16 protein-coding genes are annotated in these 23,779 nt (G+C 49.4%); 5 read left to right on the top strand and 11 right to left on the bottom strand.

The features are described 5' to 3' along the window. Nucleotides 1-697: 697 nt before the first annotated feature. Both AB0A83_RS13925 and AB0A83_RS13920 read right to left on the bottom strand, forming a co-directional pair. A complete protein-coding gene (locus tag AB0A83_RS13925; protein ID WP_367154498.1) occupies nucleotides 698-3,037 on the bottom strand; it encodes a choice-of-anchor Q domain-containing protein in 2,340 nt (779 codons plus the stop codon). After that, nucleotides 3,015-3,662 carry a cohesin domain-containing protein gene (locus AB0A83_RS13920; RefSeq protein ID WP_367154497.1) on the bottom strand — a complete coding sequence of 216 codons (648 nt, stop codon included), beginning with the start codon at nucleotides 3,660-3,662 and terminating at the stop codon, nucleotides 3,015-3,017. The genes AB0A83_RS13925 and AB0A83_RS13920 overlap by 23 nt, the downstream gene beginning before the upstream one ends. A gap of 692 nt (nucleotides 3,663-4,354) precedes the next feature. On the opposite strand from AB0A83_RS13920, the gene AB0A83_RS13915 reads away from it, so the two are divergent. Together AB0A83_RS13915 and AB0A83_RS13910 are read left to right on the top strand one after the other, a co-directional pair. Then, nucleotides 4,355-5,002 carry a response regulator gene (locus tag AB0A83_RS13915; RefSeq protein WP_150049386.1) on the top strand — a complete coding sequence of 216 codons (648 nt, stop codon included), beginning with the start codon at nucleotides 4,355-4,357 and terminating at the stop codon, nucleotides 5,000-5,002. 56 nt (nucleotides 5,003-5,058) lie between these two features. Next, the gene (locus tag AB0A83_RS13910) at nucleotides 5,059-8,658 is read left to right on the top strand and encodes a PAS domain S-box protein (RefSeq protein WP_367154496.1); all 3,600 of its coding nucleotides are present in this window, start codon (nucleotides 5,059-5,061) and stop codon (nucleotides 8,656-8,658) included. Nucleotides 8,659-8,922: 264 nt separating this feature from the next. Here the strand turns inward: AB0A83_RS13910 and AB0A83_RS13905 are convergent, their stop codons facing one another. Continuing rightward, a complete protein-coding gene (locus AB0A83_RS13905; protein WP_367154495.1) occupies nucleotides 8,923-10,011 on the bottom strand; it encodes an IS5 family transposase in 1,089 nt (362 codons plus the stop codon). Between the two features lie 223 nt (nucleotides 10,012-10,234). Between AB0A83_RS13905 and AB0A83_RS13900 the strand changes: the two genes are divergently transcribed. Together AB0A83_RS13900 and AB0A83_RS13895 are read left to right on the top strand one after the other, a co-directional pair. After that, nucleotides 10,235-11,743, top strand: coding sequence for a DUF11 domain-containing protein (locus AB0A83_RS13900; protein WP_190303145.1), 1,509 nt, complete (start codon nucleotides 10,235-10,237; stop codon nucleotides 11,741-11,743). A gap of 39 nt (nucleotides 11,744-11,782) precedes the next feature. Next, complete coding sequence (locus AB0A83_RS13895; protein ID WP_150051996.1) at nucleotides 11,783-12,364, top strand: cohesin domain-containing protein; 582 nt, start codon at nucleotides 11,783-11,785, stop codon at nucleotides 12,362-12,364. Between the two features lie 186 nt (nucleotides 12,365-12,550). Here the strand turns inward: AB0A83_RS13895 and AB0A83_RS13890 are convergent, their stop codons facing one another. The 4 genes from AB0A83_RS13890 to AB0A83_RS13875 form a co-directional block, all read right to left on the bottom strand. Further along, nucleotides 12,551-13,684 carry a hypothetical protein gene (locus AB0A83_RS13890; protein WP_367154494.1) on the bottom strand — a complete coding sequence of 378 codons (1,134 nt, stop codon included), beginning with the start codon at nucleotides 13,682-13,684 and terminating at the stop codon, nucleotides 12,551-12,553. A gap of 20 nt (nucleotides 13,685-13,704) precedes the next feature. Further along, nucleotides 13,705-14,307, bottom strand: a complete 603-nt coding sequence (locus tag AB0A83_RS13885) for a hypothetical protein (RefSeq protein WP_367154493.1) — start codon at nucleotides 14,305-14,307, stop codon at nucleotides 13,705-13,707. 464 nt (nucleotides 14,308-14,771) lie between these two features. Then, complete coding sequence (locus tag AB0A83_RS13880) at nucleotides 14,772-15,890, bottom strand: glycosyltransferase family 4 protein (protein WP_367154492.1); 1,119 nt, start codon at nucleotides 15,888-15,890, stop codon at nucleotides 14,772-14,774. 669 nt (nucleotides 15,891-16,559) lie between these two features. Continuing rightward, complete coding sequence (locus AB0A83_RS13875) at nucleotides 16,560-17,432, bottom strand: 2OG-Fe(II) oxygenase (RefSeq protein WP_150049376.1); 873 nt, start codon at nucleotides 17,430-17,432, stop codon at nucleotides 16,560-16,562. 312 nt (nucleotides 17,433-17,744) lie between these two features. On the opposite strand from AB0A83_RS13875, the gene dhaL reads away from it, so the two are divergent. Continuing rightward, complete coding sequence (dhaL, locus tag AB0A83_RS13870) at nucleotides 17,745-18,389, top strand: dihydroxyacetone kinase subunit DhaL (RefSeq protein WP_150049374.1); 645 nt, start codon at nucleotides 17,745-17,747, stop codon at nucleotides 18,387-18,389. A gap of 106 nt (nucleotides 18,390-18,495) precedes the next feature. Here dhaL and dnaE read toward each other — a convergent pair whose 3' ends face one another. The 4 genes from dnaE to fabZ are packed head-to-tail and all read right to left on the bottom strand — an operon-like array spanning nucleotide 18,496 to nucleotide 23,769. Continuing rightward, nucleotides 18,496-21,984 (bottom strand): DNA polymerase III subunit alpha, encoded by a 3,489-nt coding sequence (gene dnaE, locus AB0A83_RS13865; protein ID WP_367154491.1) that lies wholly within the window; start codon nucleotides 21,982-21,984, stop codon nucleotides 18,496-18,498. A gap of 3 nt (nucleotides 21,985-21,987) precedes the next feature. Beyond that, complete coding sequence (gene rnhB / locus AB0A83_RS13860; protein WP_367154490.1) at nucleotides 21,988-22,581, bottom strand: ribonuclease HII; 594 nt, start codon at nucleotides 22,579-22,581, stop codon at nucleotides 21,988-21,990. Beyond that, nucleotides 22,556-23,326 carry an acyl-ACP--UDP-N-acetylglucosamine O-acyltransferase gene (gene lpxA / locus AB0A83_RS13855; protein ID WP_150049368.1) on the bottom strand — a complete coding sequence of 257 codons (771 nt, stop codon included), beginning with the start codon at nucleotides 23,324-23,326 and terminating at the stop codon, nucleotides 22,556-22,558. Before lpxA ends, rnhB begins: the two co-directional genes overlap by 26 nt. Further along, nucleotides 23,326-23,769 carry a 3-hydroxyacyl-ACP dehydratase FabZ gene (fabZ, locus tag AB0A83_RS13850; protein WP_150049366.1) on the bottom strand — a complete coding sequence of 148 codons (444 nt, stop codon included), beginning with the start codon at nucleotides 23,767-23,769 and terminating at the stop codon, nucleotides 23,326-23,328. Before fabZ ends, lpxA begins: the two co-directional genes overlap by 1 nt. Between the last annotated feature and the right edge of the window lie 10 nt (nucleotides 23,770-23,779).

The raw sequence follows: 23,779 nt of genomic DNA, 5'->3' as shown, positions 1-23,779 counted from the left end.
GCTTTATTTGATCGAACGCGCTTTATAGAAGAAACGCAGGTCGCGAGTCAAAAGCATCGTTCGATAGAGCGGTTAGGTGACAAGGAAAAAAGCTGAAATGCCGAGGTGCGAATGTCTGTAAAACTTTGAGTGCTCGCATCCATACGTTATCTGTAGTTCGGGATTGTAACGTAATAATGATGAGGAAAAGTTTACATTATCCCGCGCGAACTTCGCGCCTCTGCGTCAAGTTGTCGCAGAGGCGGCTTAACAAAGCAACGGGTATTCCGGTGGGATAGTCAAACCCGGTTTAAGGTAGATTTGAATCCGACGGCTCAGTCGCGTTTCATCCGTTCTATAATGCTGAAGTGTCTGGAATTTCGTAAGCGCTCCAAGCACGGGGCCTTGCAGCCCCGGCGTAAATCTTGTTTGCTTGGCGTAATTTGCGATGCCCGCACTCCTACGTTCTGATTCGTGCCGATTCGGAATTGGCCGGAGCTTGCTTGCCCGGCCGACGGGGTCTGAGAGTCAAGGAATCGGACTTAACCGGGATAGATTGAATCGCCGTCTATTCCTTTTGATGTTCTCGCATCCTGCGGACCGCGTATTTCCCAATTTCCGGGGAATACTGTCTTACGGTTTTCTCTGCCTTGCGCCATAGGGAAACCGGGGGGGATTCGTCCCCTTCTTTGGGGAAGGGGATTGTTTCACTTTAATCTTAAAAACAAGCGTTACCACGCGGTCTAGTGAACAAGGTCACCAGCTTACGCGAATCGGCAATATTCACTTTGCCATCGCCGTTTAAATCGTAAGTTAATGGTTTGTTTCCGGTACCGTTGATAACTGCCAATAAAGTTATTAAGTCGGCTTGATCGACGCAGCTATCGCCATTGAAATCGCCTATAGCGGGCGAAAAAACGAAGTTTAACTTCCAGGAAAGAATGTCATGGCGATTAAATCCACCTCCGGTTCCTGCAGTAAAGCCGAAATAGACTTTATTTCCCAGGCTGGACGACAAATCGACAGTAGTTGAAATGATTGGAGCGGCAGGTTTAACTTCGCTTGCGGCCATAAACACTTCAAGGTGCTTGCTTACTCCAACGTAATCGAGCCACACATAACGGATGGAGCCGTCGTTAAGCGATAAAGCGGGCGTGTCATAAGCAAGATGATTGAATATCTCGCCGTTGTTGATTAGAGCAATGTGGTTGCCGTCCGGATCGGGCGAAAAATGAAGTGGAAAGGCATTCCGGTGCGTATCAAACTCTATGGCGATGCTTGGCGCTATCGGATTGACGGGATTATCTCCGGTTTCGTTAATTCCGAAACCTAAGCCTTCCCCGCTATTTCCCACGGCGGTAGGTCCGCGCGGGTCATTGTGCATGACAAAGGCTAAGCCATCCGATCCCAGAGGACCGTCGGAATATATGCCGCCGATTTGAAATGAAAACCGGGTGTGTATGACTGAAGTCGGAGTCAGGGCAAAGACCGTAGGCAAGAACGCGCTACCTGCTTTGGACGGCTCATCGCTGGTCAAGCGGATAAAGGGTAAATCCTTGTTTGCGTCGCCATTGACTTGAACCTTGTCAAGATCGGTCAAGACTCCGGCTTCGTAAGCGCCAATATCGCATTTGACTTCGTGGTCCCCGTCACCATCTTGCGGGCGAATTGCCCCTCTCTGATCTCTGGAAGGACAGCCGTTGTTGTCGCCTGCATCGATTGCGGGACTGCCATCCAATAACGCGTGAGTAAACGTAGGCCCCATGTTATCTTGTAGCAGCCCCAATTTGGCATCCTGGTTTGCAATATCGCCCGGCTGATTTAGGTCACAAGTTCCATCACTATCCAAATTATAGCCATTGGATATGATCGGTGCGCTACAGTTGCCGGTTGAACCGGTATCGCTTGTGTTGTTTGAAATAATCGTGTTTTTAACTTGAACGCCCTCATCTCTGTTTGCAATCCCGCCTCCAGGTAGGGGGAACGGCGATGAATCATCATTATTGCAATCTATACATTGATTTTGAGCAATAGTGCCATTATTAATTAACACCGTATTTAAGTTTGCAATCCCGCCACCACTGCCGCCCGAAGCGATATTCTTGCTGACAGTAGTATTTAGCATAGTTAAATTTCCATCGTTAAAGATACCGCCACCGTGTGAGGCAAAATTATCTGTAACTGTGGAGTTATTTAGTATAAGCTTTCCGTCGTTATAGATGCCTCCACCTTTATCCTGATCATTTCTTGAAATCGTTGCATCTATAATTGTCATGGAACCGTCGTTGTATATTCCTCCTCCATATCCTGGATTAAATCGTATTGATGGATTATAATTGTCCAATATCAAGACTTTTATTAAAGTCGCATCAGTATTTTTATTGAATATCGCGCCGCCGGCGCAATCTCCATCGTCCAGTGTGTTGCTTTCAAACTTGGTGTTGCTAATTATCATTTTGCCACTCGCTGAGTAAATTCCTCCCCCGCAAGTTGCAGTATTATTTGAGAAAATGCTGTCATTGATAGTTAATTTATTTTCGTTGTAAATGCCGCCACCGTTATCATCATTGCTATTGTCGGAGATTAAAATATTTGAAAGTGTCAATTGGCCTTTGTTATTAATTGCTGCTCCTGAATGCCCCATAAATCCGGTTAATTTAACATCTCTGATTGTCAAATTTCCTGATTCTGCGATATTAATCGCTCTAAGATTTTGAAGATTTGTTGTAATTGTTGTGACGTCCGTTCCTGCGCCTTGAATTGTTATATTGCTAGTGATTTCAGGTAAGCCTATCTCTTCACCTGAGTCCGTTTTTATGGAATCTGAAATTAGGTAGTTACCTTTCTGAATAGTTATTAGGCAAACATTACTTGTATTGGCGCTATTAATTGCCTGAATTAAATCGTTAACAGTATTTACCGTACTAACCGGGCAATTATCGGCAGGTGCTGGTGGTATTGTTGCTAATAGACAGAATCCAATTGTATACTTAATATACCATATATCAATTAAAATCGAATTTCTGATGCGCCGGCTATCTTTTGTAAAAAAAAACATGCTTATAATTTTTTTCAATAATTAAAATAAGGCCAATAATTATCAATAGTGTAGTTGTCGGTTCGTCTACCGACACGGCGGTGCTTGGATTACTGAAGTTTGTAATTTCCTTTCCGAAAGGATCGCTTAATATTACATTGGCAGTCGAAAATATGCTTGTTGTGCCGGAAAATTTAGCGTCGAACGGCATATAGAAGGCCAAGTTTGCCAACGTAAAACTATTGCCTTGTAAATCTTCCAAATAAGGGCCTGTGCATAGAATACAGTTACTGGTACTATCTTCCAGTAAAGACAGTTCATATAAGCTTAATATTCCGGAGCCGGGAGATGAGTCTCCAATCAATGCTTCGCCCAAGCCTACATCACCTAATCCGCTGCCGAATGACGAAAGTCCCGGCAAGAACTGAAAAATATCGCTATCAAAGTGCACATCCATGCTAAATGCAGCAAGTAAAGTATTTGTTCCCCCCGACTGCAAACCAGATACATTAATAGTGATAAAAATATTTTCTCCCAGGTGGACTTTTTGAGGATGTGGATCCAGCGAAATTATAGGTGCAGTTAACGCCGGCTCGGAAAACAATACTGCAATTACATACAATGAATTGAGTAGAATTTTTTTCATTCCGGCCTCCAAAAAAAATATATTAAAACCTAAAGGTTTATACGTGGCTGTTTAAGGGGTTTTAAATATCACAAAATTAATTAGAAATGCGCTATATTTTCTGAATTAACTTGATTGAGTTATATTTAATAATTGCATCTTACAAATTAGTTACATAAAGCGCTTTTCACCTATATAATGAAGTATTGCTAATGCCTTTAATGTATCGATGTGTTTTTACGGTTCCGTCATCTTTGTTTCTCGAGTTATATGTCGCGGGTAAAACAATACCTAATTGATCCCGGCGCGATATGGAAAAATAAGAGGTAACAGTGGCCTATACTCTGTACACCTTTTAGAGCCGATTGCGATTAGGCTAGCAATCCAGGAGGTGAGGGAAGGGCACAGAAGGATTTCCTCAGTGCTGCGGTGCGCAAGATTTCCATCGAGTTGGAAGCGAATCGATTTTTAAGTCGTTCCGAATAAACAATGTTGTACAACCCTAGAAATCGGGTTCAGCATCAGGTGTATTCATTAAAGTCGATAAAATCCTGAGAATAAATAAGTGCGAGCACCTATAAAATAGAGTTATCCCCCCTTGACTTCCGGTATTCTCCGATGACTGAAAAATTGGTAAGTTATAAATGCCGTTTTATATTCATAGGTGTTAACACCTATTTACAGCAATTTTTACGATTGGTACTTTGTTAAGGATGGCTGAGCTTACGATTAAAACCTTGTCTAAGATATTTATTGTTGATGACGACCCTTCACTACGTAAAGCTTTGGCACTAGTTCTTGAACAGGAAGGCATGTCGGTTCTCGCCTTCAACAGTGCGGAAGACTTTTTGGCGTCAAGCATGCCGAAATGCCATAGTTGCGCGATTGTGGACATGCATTTACCCGGAATGAGCGGTTTGGAACTACAGGAAGTGCTGGTTAAAATGCACATCGCCTTACCGGTCATCATTCTTACCGGATACGGAGAGATCCCGGCCAGCGTCAAGGCAATAAAATTGGGTGCTGAAGATTATCTAGTCAAGCCGGTAACCCGGGAAAAGCTCGTCACCGCCGTACAGTCGGCGTTGGCAAAATGCGAGCAGATGCATACCACTACCGAACGTCGACAGCAGGCTGAACAGCGGTTACGGTATTTGACCAAGCGCGAGCGGGAAGTCATGCTGCTGGCGACACGAGGTTCCAGCGATAAAGAAATTGCCCGGCACTTGAATATCAGCCACCGTACCGTGGAAAAACACAAAAGCAGCCTGATGCACAAGACCGGCTCGACAAAATTGCTGGATTTGATCACACTCGCTTCGGAATGCGGTCTGATTTTCGGCGACGGGCTGGAGTCGTAACCGCATGTGCTTTTCTTCGTCCCCCAAGGGGTAACGTCAGGAGGCCGGTGTTACGCATGACACAGCCTATTTCACAGCTAACCCCATTCCAAAATTTTCTCGATGCGTTGCCGGATGCGACGCTATTGATCGACGAACATCATAAAGTTCTATTCGCAAATATCGAAGTTGAAACCGTTTTCGGTTACAGCCCGGCCGAACTGCAAACGCTGGATATCGACAGGTTGTTACCGGAACGCTTTCGCGACGTGCACCGGCTCAAGCGGCAAAATTACTTGGCCGAACCGACGGTCAGGCGGATGGGCAGCGGCCTAACGCTGTGGGCACTGCATAAAGACGGTCGCGAATTTCCGGTTGAAATCGGCCTGAGTCCGGTGCAAGTCGATCAGAAAACGATGATTCTCTGCTCGATCCGGGATATCAGTCATTTGAAGAAGGCCGAACAAGCGTTGATCAACGACGAGCGCTTCAAGCTATTTATGCAACATGCGCCATCGGCTATCGCCATGTTCGACCGCGACATGCGCTATATGACGGTCAGCCGGCGTTTTTTGATGGATTACGGGCTGGAAGACTGCGACATCATTGGCTTAAGTTGTTACGAGGTGTTTCCGGAAATCTCCGAACGCTGGCGCGACATCCACCGCCGCTGTCTGACCGGCGAAATCCTGCGCGCGGACGAAGACAGTATTGTTCGCGCCGACGGAAGGACGGATTGGATAAAATGGGAAATGTGCCCGTGGTATGCCAACGATGGCAGTATCGGCGGAGCGATTTTATTCTCCGAAGTCATTTCGGCGCGCATGGAAGTCGAAAATAAACTGCGCAATAGCGAGGACCATCTTCGTAAATTTTTCGATAACTCCGTCATCGGTATCGCCATCACTAATTTGGCCGGGAATTTTCAGTACTGCAATAGGGCGTACTGTGCGATAACCGGCTATTCGTTACAGGAACTGCAACGCCTTGAGTTCCAGAGTTTGATTCATCCCGACGACTTCGAAGCCAATCTGGCCAAGGTCCGGCAACTGATAGAAGGCGAAATCGCTTCGTTCGTCGTCGAAAACCGTTATATCAACAAGGCCGGGCACACGGTCTGGGTGCGAAAATTCGGCTCCACCTTACCTGGGGATACGATGTACCTAATGGTAATCGTCATCGACATCACTCAGCTCAAACGGATCGAGTTGGACTTGCAACAGAGCTACCGGAAATTGGCGATCAGTGAAAGCCTGTTCCGCAGCCTGATCGAATCCATGCCGCAGATGGCGTGGATTTCGGATAGCGATGGCGTAATCCGATATGCCAATGCGCAATGGCAGGCTTATCTGGGCAGTTCGGCTGCTCCGGAGTCGAACAGAGAATGGTTTGCGCCTATTCACCCCAGCGAACACCAACGTGTGATGCAGACCTGGCAGCATGCCATTCGCCAGCAAGGTTCTTTTAGCGTCGAATGCCGACTGCTCAACAGCGAAAATCACTACCGCTGGTGGCAAATTCGCGGCGTCATGCTCAATCGAGACCCGGACGATGCCGGTGAATGGCTGGGTATTTGTACCGATATTCACGATCTGAAACGGGACGAAGAAGCATTGGAACTCCTCAATGCCGCTTGTTTTCGACTTTGGCAAACCCATAATCTGGAAGATGGACTCCAGGAAATGCTGACGGCGACTATGAGCATGTTGCAGACCGACCTGGGCAATATCCAATTGGTGAGCGGCGAGGGCAATTTAAGGATCGTTGCCCAGCAGGGCTTTGGTCAGGATTTCCTGGACTGTTTTCACAGGGTTTCGGCGGTGGAGCCGACGGTTTGCGGGCTGGCATTACGTACCGGTCACCGGCAGATGATCGTAGACGTTGAACAGGATCCGCTTTTTGCGCCGTTTCGGGACGTCGCTCGGCAAGCCGGCTTTCGGGCAGTGCAAAGCACCCCGATACTGTCCCCCGACGGTCAGCCAATCGGCGAGATCTCCACCCATTTCAGAACGCCGCGGGTTTTGGACGCGTTCGAAACCAACATGCTGGACATCTATGCACAACAGGCGGCCAATTTTATCAAGCGCTGTCAGGTCGAAACCCGACTGCGCCGGAGCGAGGAGCATTTTCGTAGCGTTTTCGACAATGCCCTGGTAGGAATCTCCGTGAGAGACCGGAGCGGAAATCTGCTGGATTGCAACGCCGCTTACTGCAATTTAGTGGGATACAGTCGCGAAGAACTCAAATGGATGCCGCTGGATAAAGTCGTCTATCCCGCCGACATCGAGGCATACCGGCATAACCTACAGCAATTGAGAGCGAGCAAAGTGCCGTTTTTCCAAATCGAAGCCCGCTATGTATGTAAATCCGGCGCCGAGCATTGGGTTAACCAATACGTATCGATACTGCACAAACAAAACGGCGAGCAAGAGACTGTACTGACGGTTGTCTCGGATATTACCCAACTGAAACTCAGTCAAGCCGAATTGCGTGACAGTCAAAAACATCTCGAGTCCGCTGTGAAAACCCGGACACAGGAACTTGACGAGGCACGGATTGCCGCTGAAAAAACCAATGCCTTCAAGAGCCGGTTTTTGAATGCCGCCAGCCACGATTTGCGTCAACCGCTACAATCGGCCGGTTTGTACCTCTCTGTATTGGCCAAGCTTTTGGAGTCAACGGATTGTAAGCATATTTGCGACGACCTGCGCGAATCGCTGACTATGATGGGAAACATTCTGGATGCGTTGCTCGACATCTCGCGATTGGAAAACGGCACTATCGTGCCCAGCAAGCGGGATGTCTTGCTGGGCGATCTATTCGATCATATGGCTGCCAGCACCATTCCGCTGGCGCTCGCCAAAGGTTTGGATCTTGAATATCAACAAAACAATTGTGTCGTACATACCGATCCGGCATTGCTCGAACGCATCATCGGCAATTTTGTAGCTAACGCTATCAAGTATACCGAGCGAGGACAGATAACCGTTTCCTGCTCCTGCGACGAAAACGTTGCACGCGTTGCTGTGGAAGATACCGGAATAGGGATGCTCCACGGTGAATTGCTACATATTTTCGAACCTTACTACCAAATCAACACCAACGAGCCAAATGGTGATAAAGGTTTAGGCTTGGGTTTAGCGATCGTCAAATATATCGCAGACATCCTCGGTCTACCATTGGCCGTAGAATCGATGCCCGGCAAAGGCTCGGTGTTTTCGGTCACGGTGCCGTTGGGCATGGCCCCACGGCAGTTGGCTACAAATAAACCGATAGAGCCGGCAATTAAAAAAAATTACTCTGCGAAAGTACTGTTTATCGATGACGATCCGGCCATCTGCAAAGCGGTAAAAATGCTGTTCGATGCCCACGGAATCGGCGGCTATTTCTGTCAGAGCGGCGAGTCTGCCCTAGTTGCTATAGCAGACGGACTAAGGCCCAACATTATTGTTAGTGACTATCAATTGCCCGGTTTGGATGGCATTGAGACCGTCAACCGCATCCGCGCGGCAGTCGGCGCAAACGTGTACGCGTTAGTCATTACCGGCAATACTGCATTAACGAAAGGACAAGGGTTCTGCAAATCGCTTACGAACTGTAAAGTTTTCTATAAACCATTGAATCCTGAAAAGTTGTTGCACTTGATCGAATCGCATCTGTCCAATGGCTTGCATTGATACGCCTTGAATCTCAGCGCCTTTTTACAAATGCCCTGTGCAAGTCAAATTAACCGAAGCTCGTCCCGTCAATACTTACATTTACGTGTTTTTACTTAGCAGGGTGTTGAAATTTGCCTATATGCCTTCGGCTTCAAAACCATTTTTTGGTTTGGATGAGCCTCTGGAAGCCCGATCAGGCCTCAAAAACCGGTTTTAGCCGGTTATATTCGCCCCGAAGGGCGTTAAATTCCGCCTTTTGGCGGATTTCAGGCGCACTACCGCCTAGGCGGTACTGTATCGCCAGCCGAAAATGGCGCCCATCCGAGTCAGGTTATAGGCGGCAAAGGTAAAAATTGTTTGCGCGGCGACCTTCTTTAACCCCCGGAACTTGGTTTGGCGTAGCGGGCCGACCGTCTTGGCCCAACCGAAGACTTCTTCGATCCGCTTGCGGACATTGAGGCTTTTCCGGTAACCCTCATGCCGTGTGGTACGTCCGTCGATGGCCGAACCTTTTTCCTTGCTGGCGACATGCGGCGTGACTTTGCGCTGGCGTAACTTGGCGACAAAATCCTGCGTATCGTAATTTTTGTCGGCGGCCAAGGTCGCGCCCGGTTTGTGGATCGTGCGTTTGACCATGGCATGGGCCGCCTCGCGTTCTGCGGTGCCGGTGGCCTGGGTGACTTCGACGTCAACGACGAGGCCGTTGCGATTTTCCATCAAGGCATGACCGAGGAAAGCCAGCTGCGATTTGTCGCCCTCGCTCTTTTTGTACAGCCGAGCATCGGGGTCGGTAGTCGAGGCATGGGTTTCGTTGCTGCGTTTCTCGCCCTTGAAGTTGACCGTGGGATTGCGGCCGCCATCTTCCGGCGGCGGGGTCGAGCCGTCTTTCTTGACGAAACTCTTGTGCGAGGCCCAGGCTTGAATCAGTGTGCCATCTACGGAGAAGTGCTCGTCGGAGACAAGCTTTTTCCAATCCGCCAAGGCCAGTACCCGTTCGAAAAACAAGCGGCTGATCCGCTCATTCAGCAAACGGTCGCGGTTGGCGCTGAAGGTCGAGTGATCCCATACCTCGTCGTCCATCGTCAAGCCGACGAACCAGCGGTACAGCAGGTTAAAGTCAATGTGTTCCACCAGCTGCCGTTCCGAACGGATCGAAAACAAGACTTGCAACAGACTGGCGCGGAGCAAGCGTTCCGGCGGAATAGAGTCCCGGCCGCGGCGGGCGTAGAGTGTATCGAATTCGTCGTTGAGCGTGGCGAGCAACAAGTCGACCACTTGACGCAGCTTGCGTAGCGGATGCTTTTTGGGAATCCGGCTTTCCAGGGTTCGGTAACTGAACAGGTCTTCTTGAGTAATGTCGGCGCCGCGCATGGGGACAGTGCAATATATTGGAGATAGAACTATTTTATCATTTAGAACAATGCTTTATGATTTGCCAACACATCTGACTCAACCAGCCAATGCGGGTTACAGGGGAGATAAAATCAACAGCCTGTTAGGTATTTCCTCGAATTGAAAGCGTTTGGCTTGACCGTTTAAATGGTCTTGCCTTTACGTTAGGGAATTCAATCCATTCGAGATGCGGGAGAAAACTATGAAAAAGACAACCTCTATCGCTGCGCTGGCAGCAGGTTTGCTTTTGACAGGGGCCGCAAGTGCCAAGTCGTTGTATGTCATTGCAAATATCAATGCAAATCCAACTCCTATCAGAACTTACGATATCCAAGGAGCCACCAATTATCTGGTGTTTCAATCCCAAACCACGATTCCAGGCCGCGCCGGCGGTGCTGTCGGTTTGGGCATCGATACCACCCATGCGAAGCTATTCGTTACCTACGAAGTCAGCAACGTCATTCAACTTATAGACGCGACCAACTTTGCCGATTTAGGTTTTACTTCTGCGCCAGGTGCCTCAAATTTAGCCGGCATCGTAGTCGATCAGGGTAAAAACAAGGTCTATACCGTCGACCGGGAAACCAATCATTTATATGTGTATTCCTGGAACTCGGCTACCAACACACTCACATTAGACGGCGGTGCTTTTAAAACATTGACGGGCGTATCGAGGGCCAACGGCATTGCGTTGGACGAAAGCCGCGGCCGTTTATACATCGGTGATCGGGATAGTACCACCGTGCGCTATTACGATACCAACAGCTTTGCAACGACGCCGATTGCGGTAGCCGGAACTGTCGATTTGGCTGCGGAAGGTCAGACGGCAATGGGTGTCGCCATCGATTCTGTACGCAATATTTTGTACACGGGAAATGCCTATGGGCCGTACGGTAGCCGCGGCAAACTCGTGAAATATGACCTCAGTACCAACACCCTCAGTGCCTATACACTTCCGGGCGCGGCTTCCGGGGATAATGTCATTGGTGTTGCGGTGGACGAAAATACCGGGAATGTCTACACAACTACGGGAAATCAAGGTTTTGGCGGTACCGACACTGTAATTGTATTTAGCTCCGCCCTAACCGTATTGAAGAACGATATTGGCGATTTGGGCGATCCCACCGGTATCGCCATACCGCGCGAAGACATTTCCTTCAACCCGTTAAATTTCTCCAAAACCGATAGTCCGGATCCCGTTGCGACCGGAAACGATCTGGCTTATACCCTGTGCTACAACAATGCCAGCAATCCAAATCCAGTCAACAATGTCAACATTGTCGATACCCTGCCTGCAGGAACCAGCTTTGTATCGGCATCCGGGACGGGCAGTTTTAACGGCGTAGACAAAGTGACGTGGCTGGAAGGCACTGTCGCAGGCGGAGCCGCACAAGTTTGCCGCAATCTGGTGGTGGAAGTAACCGCCGGGGCCGGTTCGACACTACTTAACAGTGCGACGATTGACAGCGATCAAACGCCGCCTACTACGCGCACCGAAATAACGACGGTAGGCGGGACAACGGTGTGCGATGTCGACGGTGACGGCGATGTAGATCGCAACGATATTTCCGCCATCTTTGCAGCGCGCGGAACCAGAATACCCAGCGGAACCGACGATCCGCGCGATGCTGATGGCGACGGTCTGATTACCGTGAACGACAGCCGGCAGTGTGTATTGCAATGCACATTGAGCAAATGCGCTCCGTTATAGATCTGAGCTTTCCTTTAACCGTATTTATTTAGGTGTGTTATGAAAAACATTTATTCTGCTGTCATCCTGTCGTTATGCCTAAGCCTTACATGGCTGACTGCCGAGGCTGAGGTTGCGCTCGACTTGAATCCCTCGTCACCCTATTCCGTAAGCACTGGTGACGCACTTGACATAGATGTCATGATTTCCGGCCTGTCGGGCGAAATTGTATCGGCTTATGATTTGGATATTGTGTTCGATGCCAGCGTTTTGCAGGCTATCGGCGTTGACTTCGGCACATGGCTGGGAGACGCGTTATCTTTCGAGGTTTTGGAATCCGCGTTTCTCGACAATAGCGGTGGACTTGCGGACATCGCTGCGGTCTCGCTATTATCCGATAGCGATTTGTTCGCTCTACAAGCGCCAGCCGCAGGTTCAATGACATTGGCGACGCTGCATTTTACTGCGTTGCAGGACGCGAATACTTCGCTAAATTTCCTCTGGGGAGTAGGTAACGATGTCAAAGGCGCTAACAACAGCGTTATCTTTCCTGTTCCCGAACCGGGCGTGTTGGCATTGTTGATCTTAGGCACGCTAGCTGCCTCTGTACGGCGTCGGCGTCCCGTTACGGGTTTTAGATAGCGATCGCTCCCCGACGAGTTTTCGTAGCGATGTGCGAAAACTCGTCGGTGGTTCTGATATAACCCTGCTTCTTTTTTAAGACAACTCCCCCTAAGTCCCTAAGCTGTTAAAGAATAATGAACTAGCGGTTAGTTGAGCGATTAAATCAGCGATGTGTTGCTTGCAAATCCCAAGCAACAGATTTGTTCAAGCCTGTACGCCGGTAAGCTGGGCTAATGTGGTTATGGGTTCTACCACCTCCTCCAGGCCCAAATTTCCTTCGGATCTGGCAGCTACCATTGAAGCCGCGCCGGAGCGCTGCCCCTTTAACCACATGCCGAACATCATAAGAAGCAACAATGAATCAGCTTCTCCTTGGTTGGATATCGTGCTGCCCAAAGTGCGGACTTCTTGTTGATCATAAATATCGTCATCCAGCAGATCGGCAATCCTGTTCGTTACCGGTGGCGTCATGCGTTGCAACCAAGTGACGAGATCCATATGGTCGTAGCGCGCTGTATTTCCGAATAGGCGGCGGGACACCCCGTCGCGGATGTGGATTAGTTCTACCAACACTTTTGAAGCACCTATTTGCGCTCCCGTATTGGCATCCGGAAAGTTAGCGAGCTTGCCGTTAATCCGCTGCAAAAAATAGCCGGGGAAGCGCAAGCCGACCTTATCCTTAGGTCGAACTGATAGAAGTAAATCGACAAAAGGAGGATAACTGAACGGGAAGAATGTCGGTACGTGCTCATTCCAGATATTGGCGGAGCAACTGGATACTTTGCTCAAGAATTCGTTAATATAAAGCTGCTGTAGCCAGCCGGATACTTTAATATCCGCCGGGTATGCATTCAATGTGCTTGCAAGGTTTATACGCGCTTGTTCACCCAGCCTGTCCCTCAGCTGCTCAGCAAAGATTCGTTTACGATTGTTGTAGCGGCTGTCGAAGCGTTGCCATAGGGCTTGTGCCAACCCATGCTGATCGAGACTGCTCAGTTTGGCTTGGAAATAATAGTTGTGCATGTAACCAATTTTGTAGAGCTCGGCAAAGGCACCGTGTACCATCACTCTATCGGAAGGTACGTGGTTGCACAGCCAGCTGGCTTCCGCCTCAGAGCTGAAGGACATTCCTTGGGTGAGATCGATATTCTCCTGAACGATATTGCCATAGGATGCGAGGAATTCGGCACCAAGCGGATAAGCGAAATTAGCCACGCCGCATAATTCAGCCATTTGCTTCGCATAGGTCAGGCTGCGACTTCCTATGATACCGGTGGTATAAGTCTCCATGTCCTTGCCAAGATGTAATCCTGCCGCTAGTAATAGCCGAGAATCCACGCCGCCGGAGAGTGTGACGCCTAGGCATAACCTGCGGTTGCTATTTCGTAACCTTCCAGCAGCAAATTCGTCAACTGATCTTGAACCTCAAGCAACGGAATGTTTGCATCATGTAATTGCATCGCAGGTTCCCAGATCGTTTGCTTTCGCAATGACAATGAATCGAGGACTATCTGCAGGCAAGAACCGCCCAACAGAGTGCGGACTCCCGCGTGTAAGGTTTTGTCTCCAAGAGGTACGTTGTAAGCAAGAATATCGCTTAGAGCCGATTCATTCACTTTATTCGTCAAATCACGCTCCGTAAAACTGGAGAGTCGGCGAGAGAACACGATGTTTTTGGCTGAAACGTGATAATAGAAAGGTATTGAGCCGAAGCGGTCTGGGATGACGTTCAAGCTTTGGTTATGCGTATCATGGATAAGCGTGACAAAACGGCCAAACAGAGCGCCGTAGTTACTTTGTGCTTGAAGCTTCTTGGGATCGTCTCCTAACAGCGTTCCAAGAAAGTATATTTGCACTGGATTGTCCGGTTCGGTCAGTCGCACAAAATCTTTCGCTCCGTTAATTATGATTACGCGATTATCATCCCCAAAAACAAGATCGTTCGCACGGATATTCATCATATGTTGCCTCATTTTCATTCGAAAAATTTGAAGGCTACATTATCACTAACTAATAATATAAGATTTAGGTGCGTCCACCTATAGACCATCCTGTAAGCTTAGTAAGCAGGTAATACTGTTAAGAGGTGATTCCAATCAAGCCATCAAGCAAAAATATCGCCGATAGATCGGTCTTTAAAATTATTAATGGTTGTTGCCCGAATCCGTGATTTCATCTATAAATCATTGAATGTAGGTTATTTTAAAACCGGCTTAGGTGAAATCTTAAAAACCAGTTTTCGTATTTTATTTCAATGAGTTGTAGTGGTTTTGGGTTTTAAAGTCACGGATTCAGGTGTTAATTAACCGATTGATATTTTATAAAATAAGTATATGCCCCCCTGAATTAGGGTATGGGATTTGTGAAACAATCTATCAGTAATATTTTATACTTATTAAATTATTAAAATTTTCAGATGTTTATGTCATATATCTGACATTTCAATGGATGTATATATGGATAGCAACCGATTTGCAGTTTGTTCAATATTAAAGTCTCTGATTTGCCGGTCTCTACCTGCGCAACCAAGTCGTTCGGCAACTTCAGGGTAATCTAACAACCGTTGCAGACAGGAAGACAACGAAGAAACATCGCCCGCCTCATAAAGAAACGCTTCCACTTGGTCCTCAACCATCTCGGGTATGCTTCCGACACGAGTTGCGACTACGGGTATGCCTTTTGCCATAGCTTCGAGTATGGACATAGGCATGCATTCGTTGTACGAGGGTATACAAAAACAATTTGCCTTCATCCACCATGCATCTTTATCTTTCCCTGTAACCGGTCCGGGGATGAACACGTTATCGGCCAAACCGAGTACTTGTGCTAAGGTCAATAAGGTCTGACGTTGCCCAACTTCTGTTTCCGTTCCTAATAACGCAACTAAAATCCGGCGATTATCTTGAGCCTTGAGTGTCGATACCGCTTTTAATAAATCCGCTTGTCCCTTTCTTTTGTCATAATTTGCAAAACATACAATCATAAAGACATCGTCGTTCGGTAATTTTTGCTTTGCTTCAATTGATGTTCCATTTTGCACGATTTCTAATTTAGTTGGGTCGCACCAGTCAGACAATAATAATTTCCAAGAATGACCGAGCACTATTACCCTAGAGCATAGAAAAAAAATAAGCCGCGCTATAGACGCTTTTAAAGGAGATAGGGACTCGAGAAAAAGTTTAAATTCACCGCCATGAATATGAAGTAATACTCGTTTTCTTAGCAAACGTGCAATTAACACATCTAGTGAAGAGCGCCAAAAAGTAAACCACGAACAAGTATGTATATGTACGATTTGCGGCTTCCAGGTCCAGCCAAGAGTGACTAGGCGCGCTAGCAAGCTTAATTGCGCTGCTATACCTTGCATAAGACTACGATTAATTGGAGTTGTCTTGACGTTGTTTAAAATACGAATGTCAATGAAACTCTGCAAAACCTGGGTCAAGCTTTCGATCACAGTCGCCATTCCGCCAACGGGTGGCGGTAATGGGCCGATATGCAACACTTTGTAGAAGGGACTTCTTATCGCATTTTTAGAATTCATTTATCGTTTGCCAATAATTAATTTTTCTAACCCCAATAATTTCACTGGCTTGTTAACTACTTATTGAAATATCCTTAGCCATTATTTATGGAAAAGGATATTTCAATAAAACAATTTGATTTGCCGAACGCTACTTAGTCGCGTTTGCCTTGTATCTGTAAGGTCTGAAAATGACCTTGTGTTTCCCTAAATCTCCTAGGTGCGCTCGGTCAAATTTGCGGAATCCGGCAAAAAAACTCCTGTTATGGTGTCTTTGTTATTGTTATTCCCCGCCGACTTCGCTGCGCTTTACTGTAGCCGTTGGCGTATCGGAGAGATTTTCAAGCGTATTGAAACCAGTGCCAATGTTAAATTTCTTGCGACTTTTTCTCTATTGCAGAGCGGAAATTCGGATCGTCGAGTGGGTTGAAGAGGGCCGCTCAGCCATCAGCAAGAATTTCTTTTTATCAACTAACAAGTTGAATAGACAATACGTATCAGCACCTATAGGTTCTAGTTATAAAAATGGGTTGACGATGGTTGAAGTATCAGGGTGGCATTTGTTTTGATTTCTGCAGCCTTAGCAAACCTTGATGGCCTCCTGATTTTTCCAGGGCTACCTATCAATCATTCGGCTTATATAAACCACTGGTGGTTTCAGCCGGAGCATTGTCACAAGCCTCGCCCACACTACCCTTCCTTGGATTCATCCAATTGTTTAGCCAAATGACGCAATGCTCTATAGACAATGGGTGGCGTTATGTCTACAGCGAAGCTTGTCATCCAGCGTTTCCAATCGCGCGAACATAGCGGCCAAGTATTCTCGTTATATGTGCGGCGAAAATCCGCCGCGCGCCTAGGAAGCGAGACAATCCCTTTTTCGGGAGCAATAAAGTAGTACATCGCAATTGATCGCCGAGAACGGTTCTCTGGACAGGCCAACGGCTGGGGATGACCATGAAAGTTATCTAAATCAGTCTGGAATATTACGGCTCGATTCATTATTGGCGCGATACGTTTGACGCAGCATTTTGCCTTGCGGTCCCATAATTCCAAATGACCGCCCCAATCCTCACGCCAATTTTCATTCAGATATACGATTAAGTTCAATCGTCGCTGAATACGCATAGGCTTAGAGAGGTTAAAGTCTGCGTGGATTGCGAGGCAACCACCTGCTCGCGTTTCGTGCAGTCCTGCCCCAACAAAGTAAGGGTCCGGAATCAGATGCTCAATTCCGGTAGCAGCAGTAAGAAAAGATAATATGGCGCCTTGAGTTAGTTCTGTAAGCAGATTACGAATCAGCGCAGATTCTATGTCCGATGGTTGAAATGTATCTTTCAAATGCTGATATTTGCTTTCGAGTAATTCAGCTGGGCGCCGTATTGGAAATTCTCGGACCACTTGGCGAAGTATCTCAATGTCTAAAAAGTTATCTATGACGATATGGGGAAAAGGTTCCGCACCTAAAAAAATGGATTTAAAATTTGCTCCGGCAGCAATAGCCTGCATAGGATCAAAATAGTTATATCTTGAATTTAGTTCTTTCAATTCCAACAATGGCATATGAACCCCCCAACTTAAGTCTCAAAAAGTGTTTTATCTTTATTGATGGTGTCTCTCATGTTACTGTCATTCGGTTTACTTAATCTCATTTCAGAGTAGTGGCTCTGCCTTTCTTCAAGTTACTATGCAAGTCATGGTGGGGGGGGCGCACATAGCTGCGATTCGTAAGGCCGTCATCGCGACTATGCGCCGCTCCAAACTCCTTTTCATTTGCCGGGGCGATTGCCAGGTCTTCATGATCGTTAGGTGGTACACCAGATTTAGTCCTAACTCGGTATCATGCCTGCTGTTTTACCAATCACCGGAGTTTTTATGTCTATCAGCCCTGCATTGTTTCCCGATTTGATCGATACGGTCGCGCTTGTTATCCAACAAAACGCCGAGGAAGTGACGGCCTTGGACCAAGCGATCGGCGACGGCGATCACGTGTTCAATCTGCAACGCGGCATCCAGGCCTTACAAGAACACCGCAAGGAAATCGCCGAATTGGATTGGCCCTCGGCATGGCAGAAAATCGGCACGATAGTCATGGCCGCTATCGGCGGAGCGTCCGGTTCTTTGTACGCCACCTTGTTCATCCATTTGCACAAGCACAGCCAGGCTTCAAACTGCGATTTAAACCACTTTGCCGACGCTTTTGTACAGGCAATAGAAGCGGTCAAGCAACGCGGAAAAGCCGATGTCGGCGAGAAAACCATGCTAGACGTATGGGTGCCGGTTGCGGCGGCGTTGCGGCAAGACGTCTCTGCCGGTAAATCCGTCGACGCTATTCTGGATCACCTTTGCCAAGTGGCGGCAGACGGCGTCGAAGCTACCCGCGATATGCCTGCAACCAAAGGTAGGGCGTCGTTTTTAGGCGAACGTAGCGTGGGGCACATCGACGCCGGCGCGAAAACCGCACAACTCATCATCCAAGCCGTTGCCAAGGTGTTGGCTGCGCAGCATTCATCGGCTTAATACTAAGTCGATATACTCGGCGGATCAGGTTTAGCTGAGCTTTTAGGCGATTTCTGCAAAGCCGCCCTTCTATGGCTGTTACTAAGCTCTTGGTGGCGAAGGGGATTTAATTTCGATATTTGAGCCACACCGCCGAATGAGGCAAGAGTCGGCGCAGTTTTTCCAGTAAGTCGTCGCTGGGTCTAACCCGCCAATCCTCGCCTAATTGCAGGTTGGCCTTGGCACCATGGGTCCGATAGTCCAAAACGACCGGGCATTGCCCGCCGCGGTAGGCTTGTAAGGTTTGCTTGAATTGTTCCAGAAAACCGGGTGCACTGGTACGGCTGTCCCATTGAACGACCAGTGCGCGGGCGAAAGCTTCTCTGGCTTCGCCTATGCTGTACAACTTTTCCGCAGTCATTCTCAAGGTGTTGCTGAAATCGTCTACCGCCAGCGAACCTTCCGCGATCAAAATGCTATCTTTAGTCAGCAAATGGCGATATTGCTCGAATACGTTGCTGAAGGCGGCCACTTCCAGGCGACCGGTACGGTCGTCCAGGGTGGCGAACCCCATCATACGGCCTTGCTTGGTTTGGCGGGTGCGAATTTCAACGACCAGGCCGGCCACGCGGGCTTCCATTTTGCCGCGCACTTTGCCGGCATCGACTTCCAAGCTGCCTAAGGTGCCGTGGGTGAAATTTTTCAATTCCGGCAAATATTCGTTGATCGGATGGCCGGATAAAAACAAGCCAAGCGTTTGTTTTTCCGCTTCCAGCTTTTCTTTTTCGCTCCAAGCTTCGACTACTGTGGAATAGGCGTCGATTTCATTGTCGCTGTCGTCTATATCCGCCGCTAAGCCGAATAAATCGTTTTGCCCGGCCAGCGCCATCTTGCCGTGTTGTTCGGCTACTCGCAACGCAGTGGTCAGTTCCGCCATGTGGGCGGCGCGGTTGGCATCCAGCGTGTCCAGCGCACCGGCGCGGATTAAAGCTTCCAATACCCGGCGATTGACCTTGCGTAAATCCACCCGCTTGCATAAATCGTATAGGCCGGAAAACGGCCCATTCGCGTTGCGTTCCTTCAGTAATTCTTCGATGGCATTTTCGCCTACACCTTTGATGGCGCCTATGCCGTAAACGATGTGGCCTTGGTCGTTGACCGTGAAACGGTAGTCGGAAACATTTAAATCGGGCGGACAAATCTTTAATTTCATTTCCCGGCATTCTTCGATCAAAACCACCACTTTGTCGGTATTGTCCATGTCCGAGGACATCACCGCAGCCATGAAGGCGGCCGGGTAATGCGCTTTCAACCAGGCGGTCTGATAGGCGACCAAGGCATAGGCTGCCGAGTGCGATTTGTTGAAACCGTAGCCGGCGAATTTCTCCATCAAATCGAAGATATAGCTGGCGATGCTTTCGTCGATTTGGTTTTTGACCGCGCCTTCGGTGAAAATCGCCCGCTGTTTGGCCATTTCTTCCGGCTTTTTCTTACCCATGGCCCGGCGCAACATGTCGGCACCGCCCAGCGTATAGCCGGCCATGTCGCGGGCAATTTGCATCACTTGTTCCTGATACAAAATGACGCCGTTAGTCGGTTTTAAAATGGGTTCCAGCAAAGGATGGGCGTATTCGGCTTTGGCTCCGTGTTTGACGTTGATGTAGTCGTCCACCATGCCGGATTCTAAAGGGCCTGGGCGAAATAGCGCCACCAAGGCGATGATGTCGTCGAAACAGTCGGGCTTGAGCTTCTTGATCAAGGCTTTCATGCCGCTCGATTCGAGCTGGAATACCGCGGTGGTCTGAGCCTTTTTCAAGAGTTCGTAACTGGCTGCGTCGTCGCGGGGGATTTGCGCGATGTCCAGCGGCGCTTCACCCTTGGCGGCGCGCTGGCGGTTGATGGTTTGCAACGCCCAGTCGATGATGGTTAACGTTCTTAAACCCAGAAAGTCGAATTTGACCAAGCCGACCGCTTCGACGTCGTCTTTGTCGAATTGAGTGACTAGGTTGCCGCCGCCTTGTTCGCAGTACAAGGGCGAAAAATCGGTCAGCTTGCTCGGGGAAATAACCACGCCGCCGGCATGTTTGCCGGCGTTGCGGGAAATGCCCTCCAAGGCGCGGGCCATATCTATCAGTTGTTTGACTTCTTCCTCGGTGTCGTACTGGGCTTTAAGCTCGGCGCTTTCCTGCAAGGCTTTTTCCAGCGTCATGCCGATTTCGAACGGAATCAGCTTGGCCAAGCGATCCACGAAGCCGTAGGCAAAGCCCATCACCCGGCCTACGTCGCGTATTACCGCTTTGGCGGCCATGGAGCCGTAAGTGATGATTTGCGAGACGTGGTCGCGGCCGTAATGGCGAGCGACATAGTCTATGACTTCGTCGCGCCGTTCCATGCAAAAGTCGATGTCGAAGTCGGGCATGGAAACCCGCTCCGGATTCAAGAAGCGCTCGAACAACAAGTCGAATTCGATAGGGTCCAGGTCGGTGATCTTGAGCGCGTAGGCCACTAATGAGCCGGCGCCGGAACCGCGGCCCGGTCCGACCGGAATGTTGTTGTTTTTCGCCCACTGGATGAAGTCGGCCACGATCATGAAGTAGCCGGGAAAGCCCATTTGCACGATCACGTTCAGCTCGATTTCCAGGCGCTCGTCGTAAGTTCGGCGATTTTCTTCGAAACTGCCTTTACCGACGGGAGGGTGTTGCTGTAGCCGTTCTTCCAGGCCGGCGCGCGAGGCTTGCTTAAAATAGTCGGCCAGCGTCAGCCCTTCCGGTACCTCGAAGTCCGGCAAGAAATTTTCCCCCAGGCGCAATTCCACCGTGCAGCGTTTAGCGATCTCCACGCTGTTTTGCAGGGCTTCCGGCAGATCCGAGAACAGTTCTACCATTTCCTCCTGGCTGCGCAAATATTGCTGCTCGGTGTAATCGCGCGGGCGGCGGGCGTCGTCCAGAACCCGGCCCTGGTGTATGCAAACCCGCACTTCGTGGGCATCGAAATCGTGTTTGTCCAAAAAGCGCACATCGTTGGTGGCAACGACCGGTAGATCCAGTTCCATCGCCAGTTCGACCGCTAGTTTGATATAGCGTTCTTCGTCGGCTTTGCCGACCCGTTGCACTTCCAGATAAAAACAATCGGGAAACAAGTTGGCCCAGTACTGGGCGCAGGTTTTGGCCAGCGTGCGGTTTTCCGCCAACAACGCGCTGCCTACGTCGCCTTGCATTGCTCCGGAAAGGGCGATCAAGCCTTGATGATTGGCCGCCAACCATGCCTTTTGCAGCATCGGTATGCCTTGGTGCTGGCCTTGTTGATAGCCTTGGGACACCAATTCGGTCAGCGTGACGTAGCCGGGCTGGTTGCGGGCCAACAGCGTCAAACGATAGGGTTTGGCCGGTTCTTCCGGGTTGTAGAGCAAAACGTCCGCGCCGGCGATAGCCTTGATGCCGGCAGCTTGCGCGGCCTTATAAAATTTAACCAGCGAGAACAGGTTGCATTGTTCGGTGACGGCCGCTGCCGGCATTTGAAAGCCGGTGAGTTTTTTGATCAGCGGCTTGATGCGGACGATTCCGTCTACCAACGAGAATTCGCTGTGGATGCGCAAATGAACGAAACGGGGATCCATGTGTTAATCCGAAAATTTTTTGACCGGCGCATAGCTGCGCCGGTGTTGCGGGGTTAAACCCAGGTCCGCGAGTTTGCCGAGATGAGATGGCGTCGGATAGCCTTTGTGCACGCTGAACGCATAGCCGGGAAACATGCGATCCAAGGTGGTCATTTCTTGGTCGCGCGCTACTTTTGCCAATATCGATGCGGCAGAGATGGCCGGAATCAAGGCATCGCCGCCGACGATGGCTTGTGCCGGGCAATCGATAGCCGGTAATTTATTGCCGTCCACTTGGGTGAGATCGGGTTTGACGCCTAGTTGCTTATAAGCCCGGCACATGGCGAGCAGACTGGCTTGCAGGATGTTGATGGTGTCGATTTCGCTGGCTTCGGCACGGCCTATCGCCCAACTCAGCGCAGATTGCTTGATTTGCTCGGCTAATATCAGGCGCTTGCGCTCGCTGAGTTTTTTAGAATCGGTCAAGCCGGCAATCGGTTTGCCCGGGTCCAGGATGACGGCCGCGGCTATCACCGGACCGACGATGCAACCCCGGCCGACTTCGTCCAAGCCGGCGACGAGCGGCGCTTCGTTATCTAAGGATGCCGCGCGTGACATTGCGCAAAAAACTGACCATATTGGAAAGTTCATTGCTTTCGCCAGCCATGTCTTCCATTTCTTCGATGGCGTCTTCCAGGCGCAAGTTGTTTTTGTAAAGAATTTTATATGCTTGGCGAATTTGCCTGATCACTTCCGGCGATTTACCGTTGCGCTCCATGCCGACCGAATTAATGCCGTGCGGGCGGGTGGGGCGGCCGCCGACCATGACGTAGGGCGGTACGTCTTGAGTGATGGCGCTGCCCATGGCGGAAAAACTGTATTCGCCGATCTGAGTGAATTGATGTACCAGGGTAAAGCCGCCCAGTATGGCGTGATCGCCGACGTGCACGTGGCCGGCGATGGAGGCACCGTTAGCCATGATGACTTGATCGCCTATCATGCAATCGTGCGCAACGTGGGTGTAGGCCATGAATAAATTATCGTCGCCGATTTGGGTGACGGCGTGGTCTTGTTGGGTACCGCGGTGCATGGTGCAAAATTCGCGGATGACGTTGCGGTCGCCTATTTGCAAGCGGGTGATTTCGTGGGCGTATTTTTTGTCTTGCGGGTCTTCGCCGATGGAGGCGAATTGATAAACCCTGTTGTCTTTGCCGATCGAGGTGGGACCGTTGATCACGACGTGCGGGCCAACCTCGGTGCCTGCGTCTATTTGTACGTCGGCGCCGATAATGGAGTACGGGCCGATTTTGACGCCTTCCGCCAATTCGGCTTTGGGATGAACGATGGCGCGCGGATCGATCATCAGCCTGCCGCCGCCGCGCAGGTAATTTGGGCGCTGGCAGCCAATTCCCCGGCCACCTCGGCCCGGCATTCGAAGGTCCAAATGTTGCGCTTGTGTTTCAGGTAGTCGATTATCAGGGTTAGCTGATCGCCGGGCACGACCTTGCGCTTGAAGCGGGCGTTATCAATGCCGGCCAAGTAATAAACGGTGCCGGGGCCTAATTTATCGTCGCTGACCGCCGTTAACAACGCCGTCGCTTGCGCCAACGCTTCCATGATCAAAACGCCCGGAAAAATGGGTAAGCCCGGGAAGTGCCCTTGAAAAAAAGGTTCGTTAAATGTGACGTTTTTAATGCCGACCAAGCGCGCGCCGGCTTGGTATTCGCTTACTTTGTCGACCAACAGAAACGGATAGCGGTGCGGCAGGTATTCCTGAATTTTTTGAATGTCGAGGGAAGCGGTCATGTGCAGCTAA

Origin of the sequence: Methylomonas sp. HYX-M1, from assembly GCF_040741385.1 — a bacterium.
Lineage (GTDB): Bacteria > Pseudomonadota > Gammaproteobacteria > Methylococcales > Methylomonadaceae > Methylomonas > Methylomonas rhizoryzae.
Note: the sequence above shows the minus strand (reverse complement) of the source record. Positions and strands in the feature narration are given on the sequence as shown.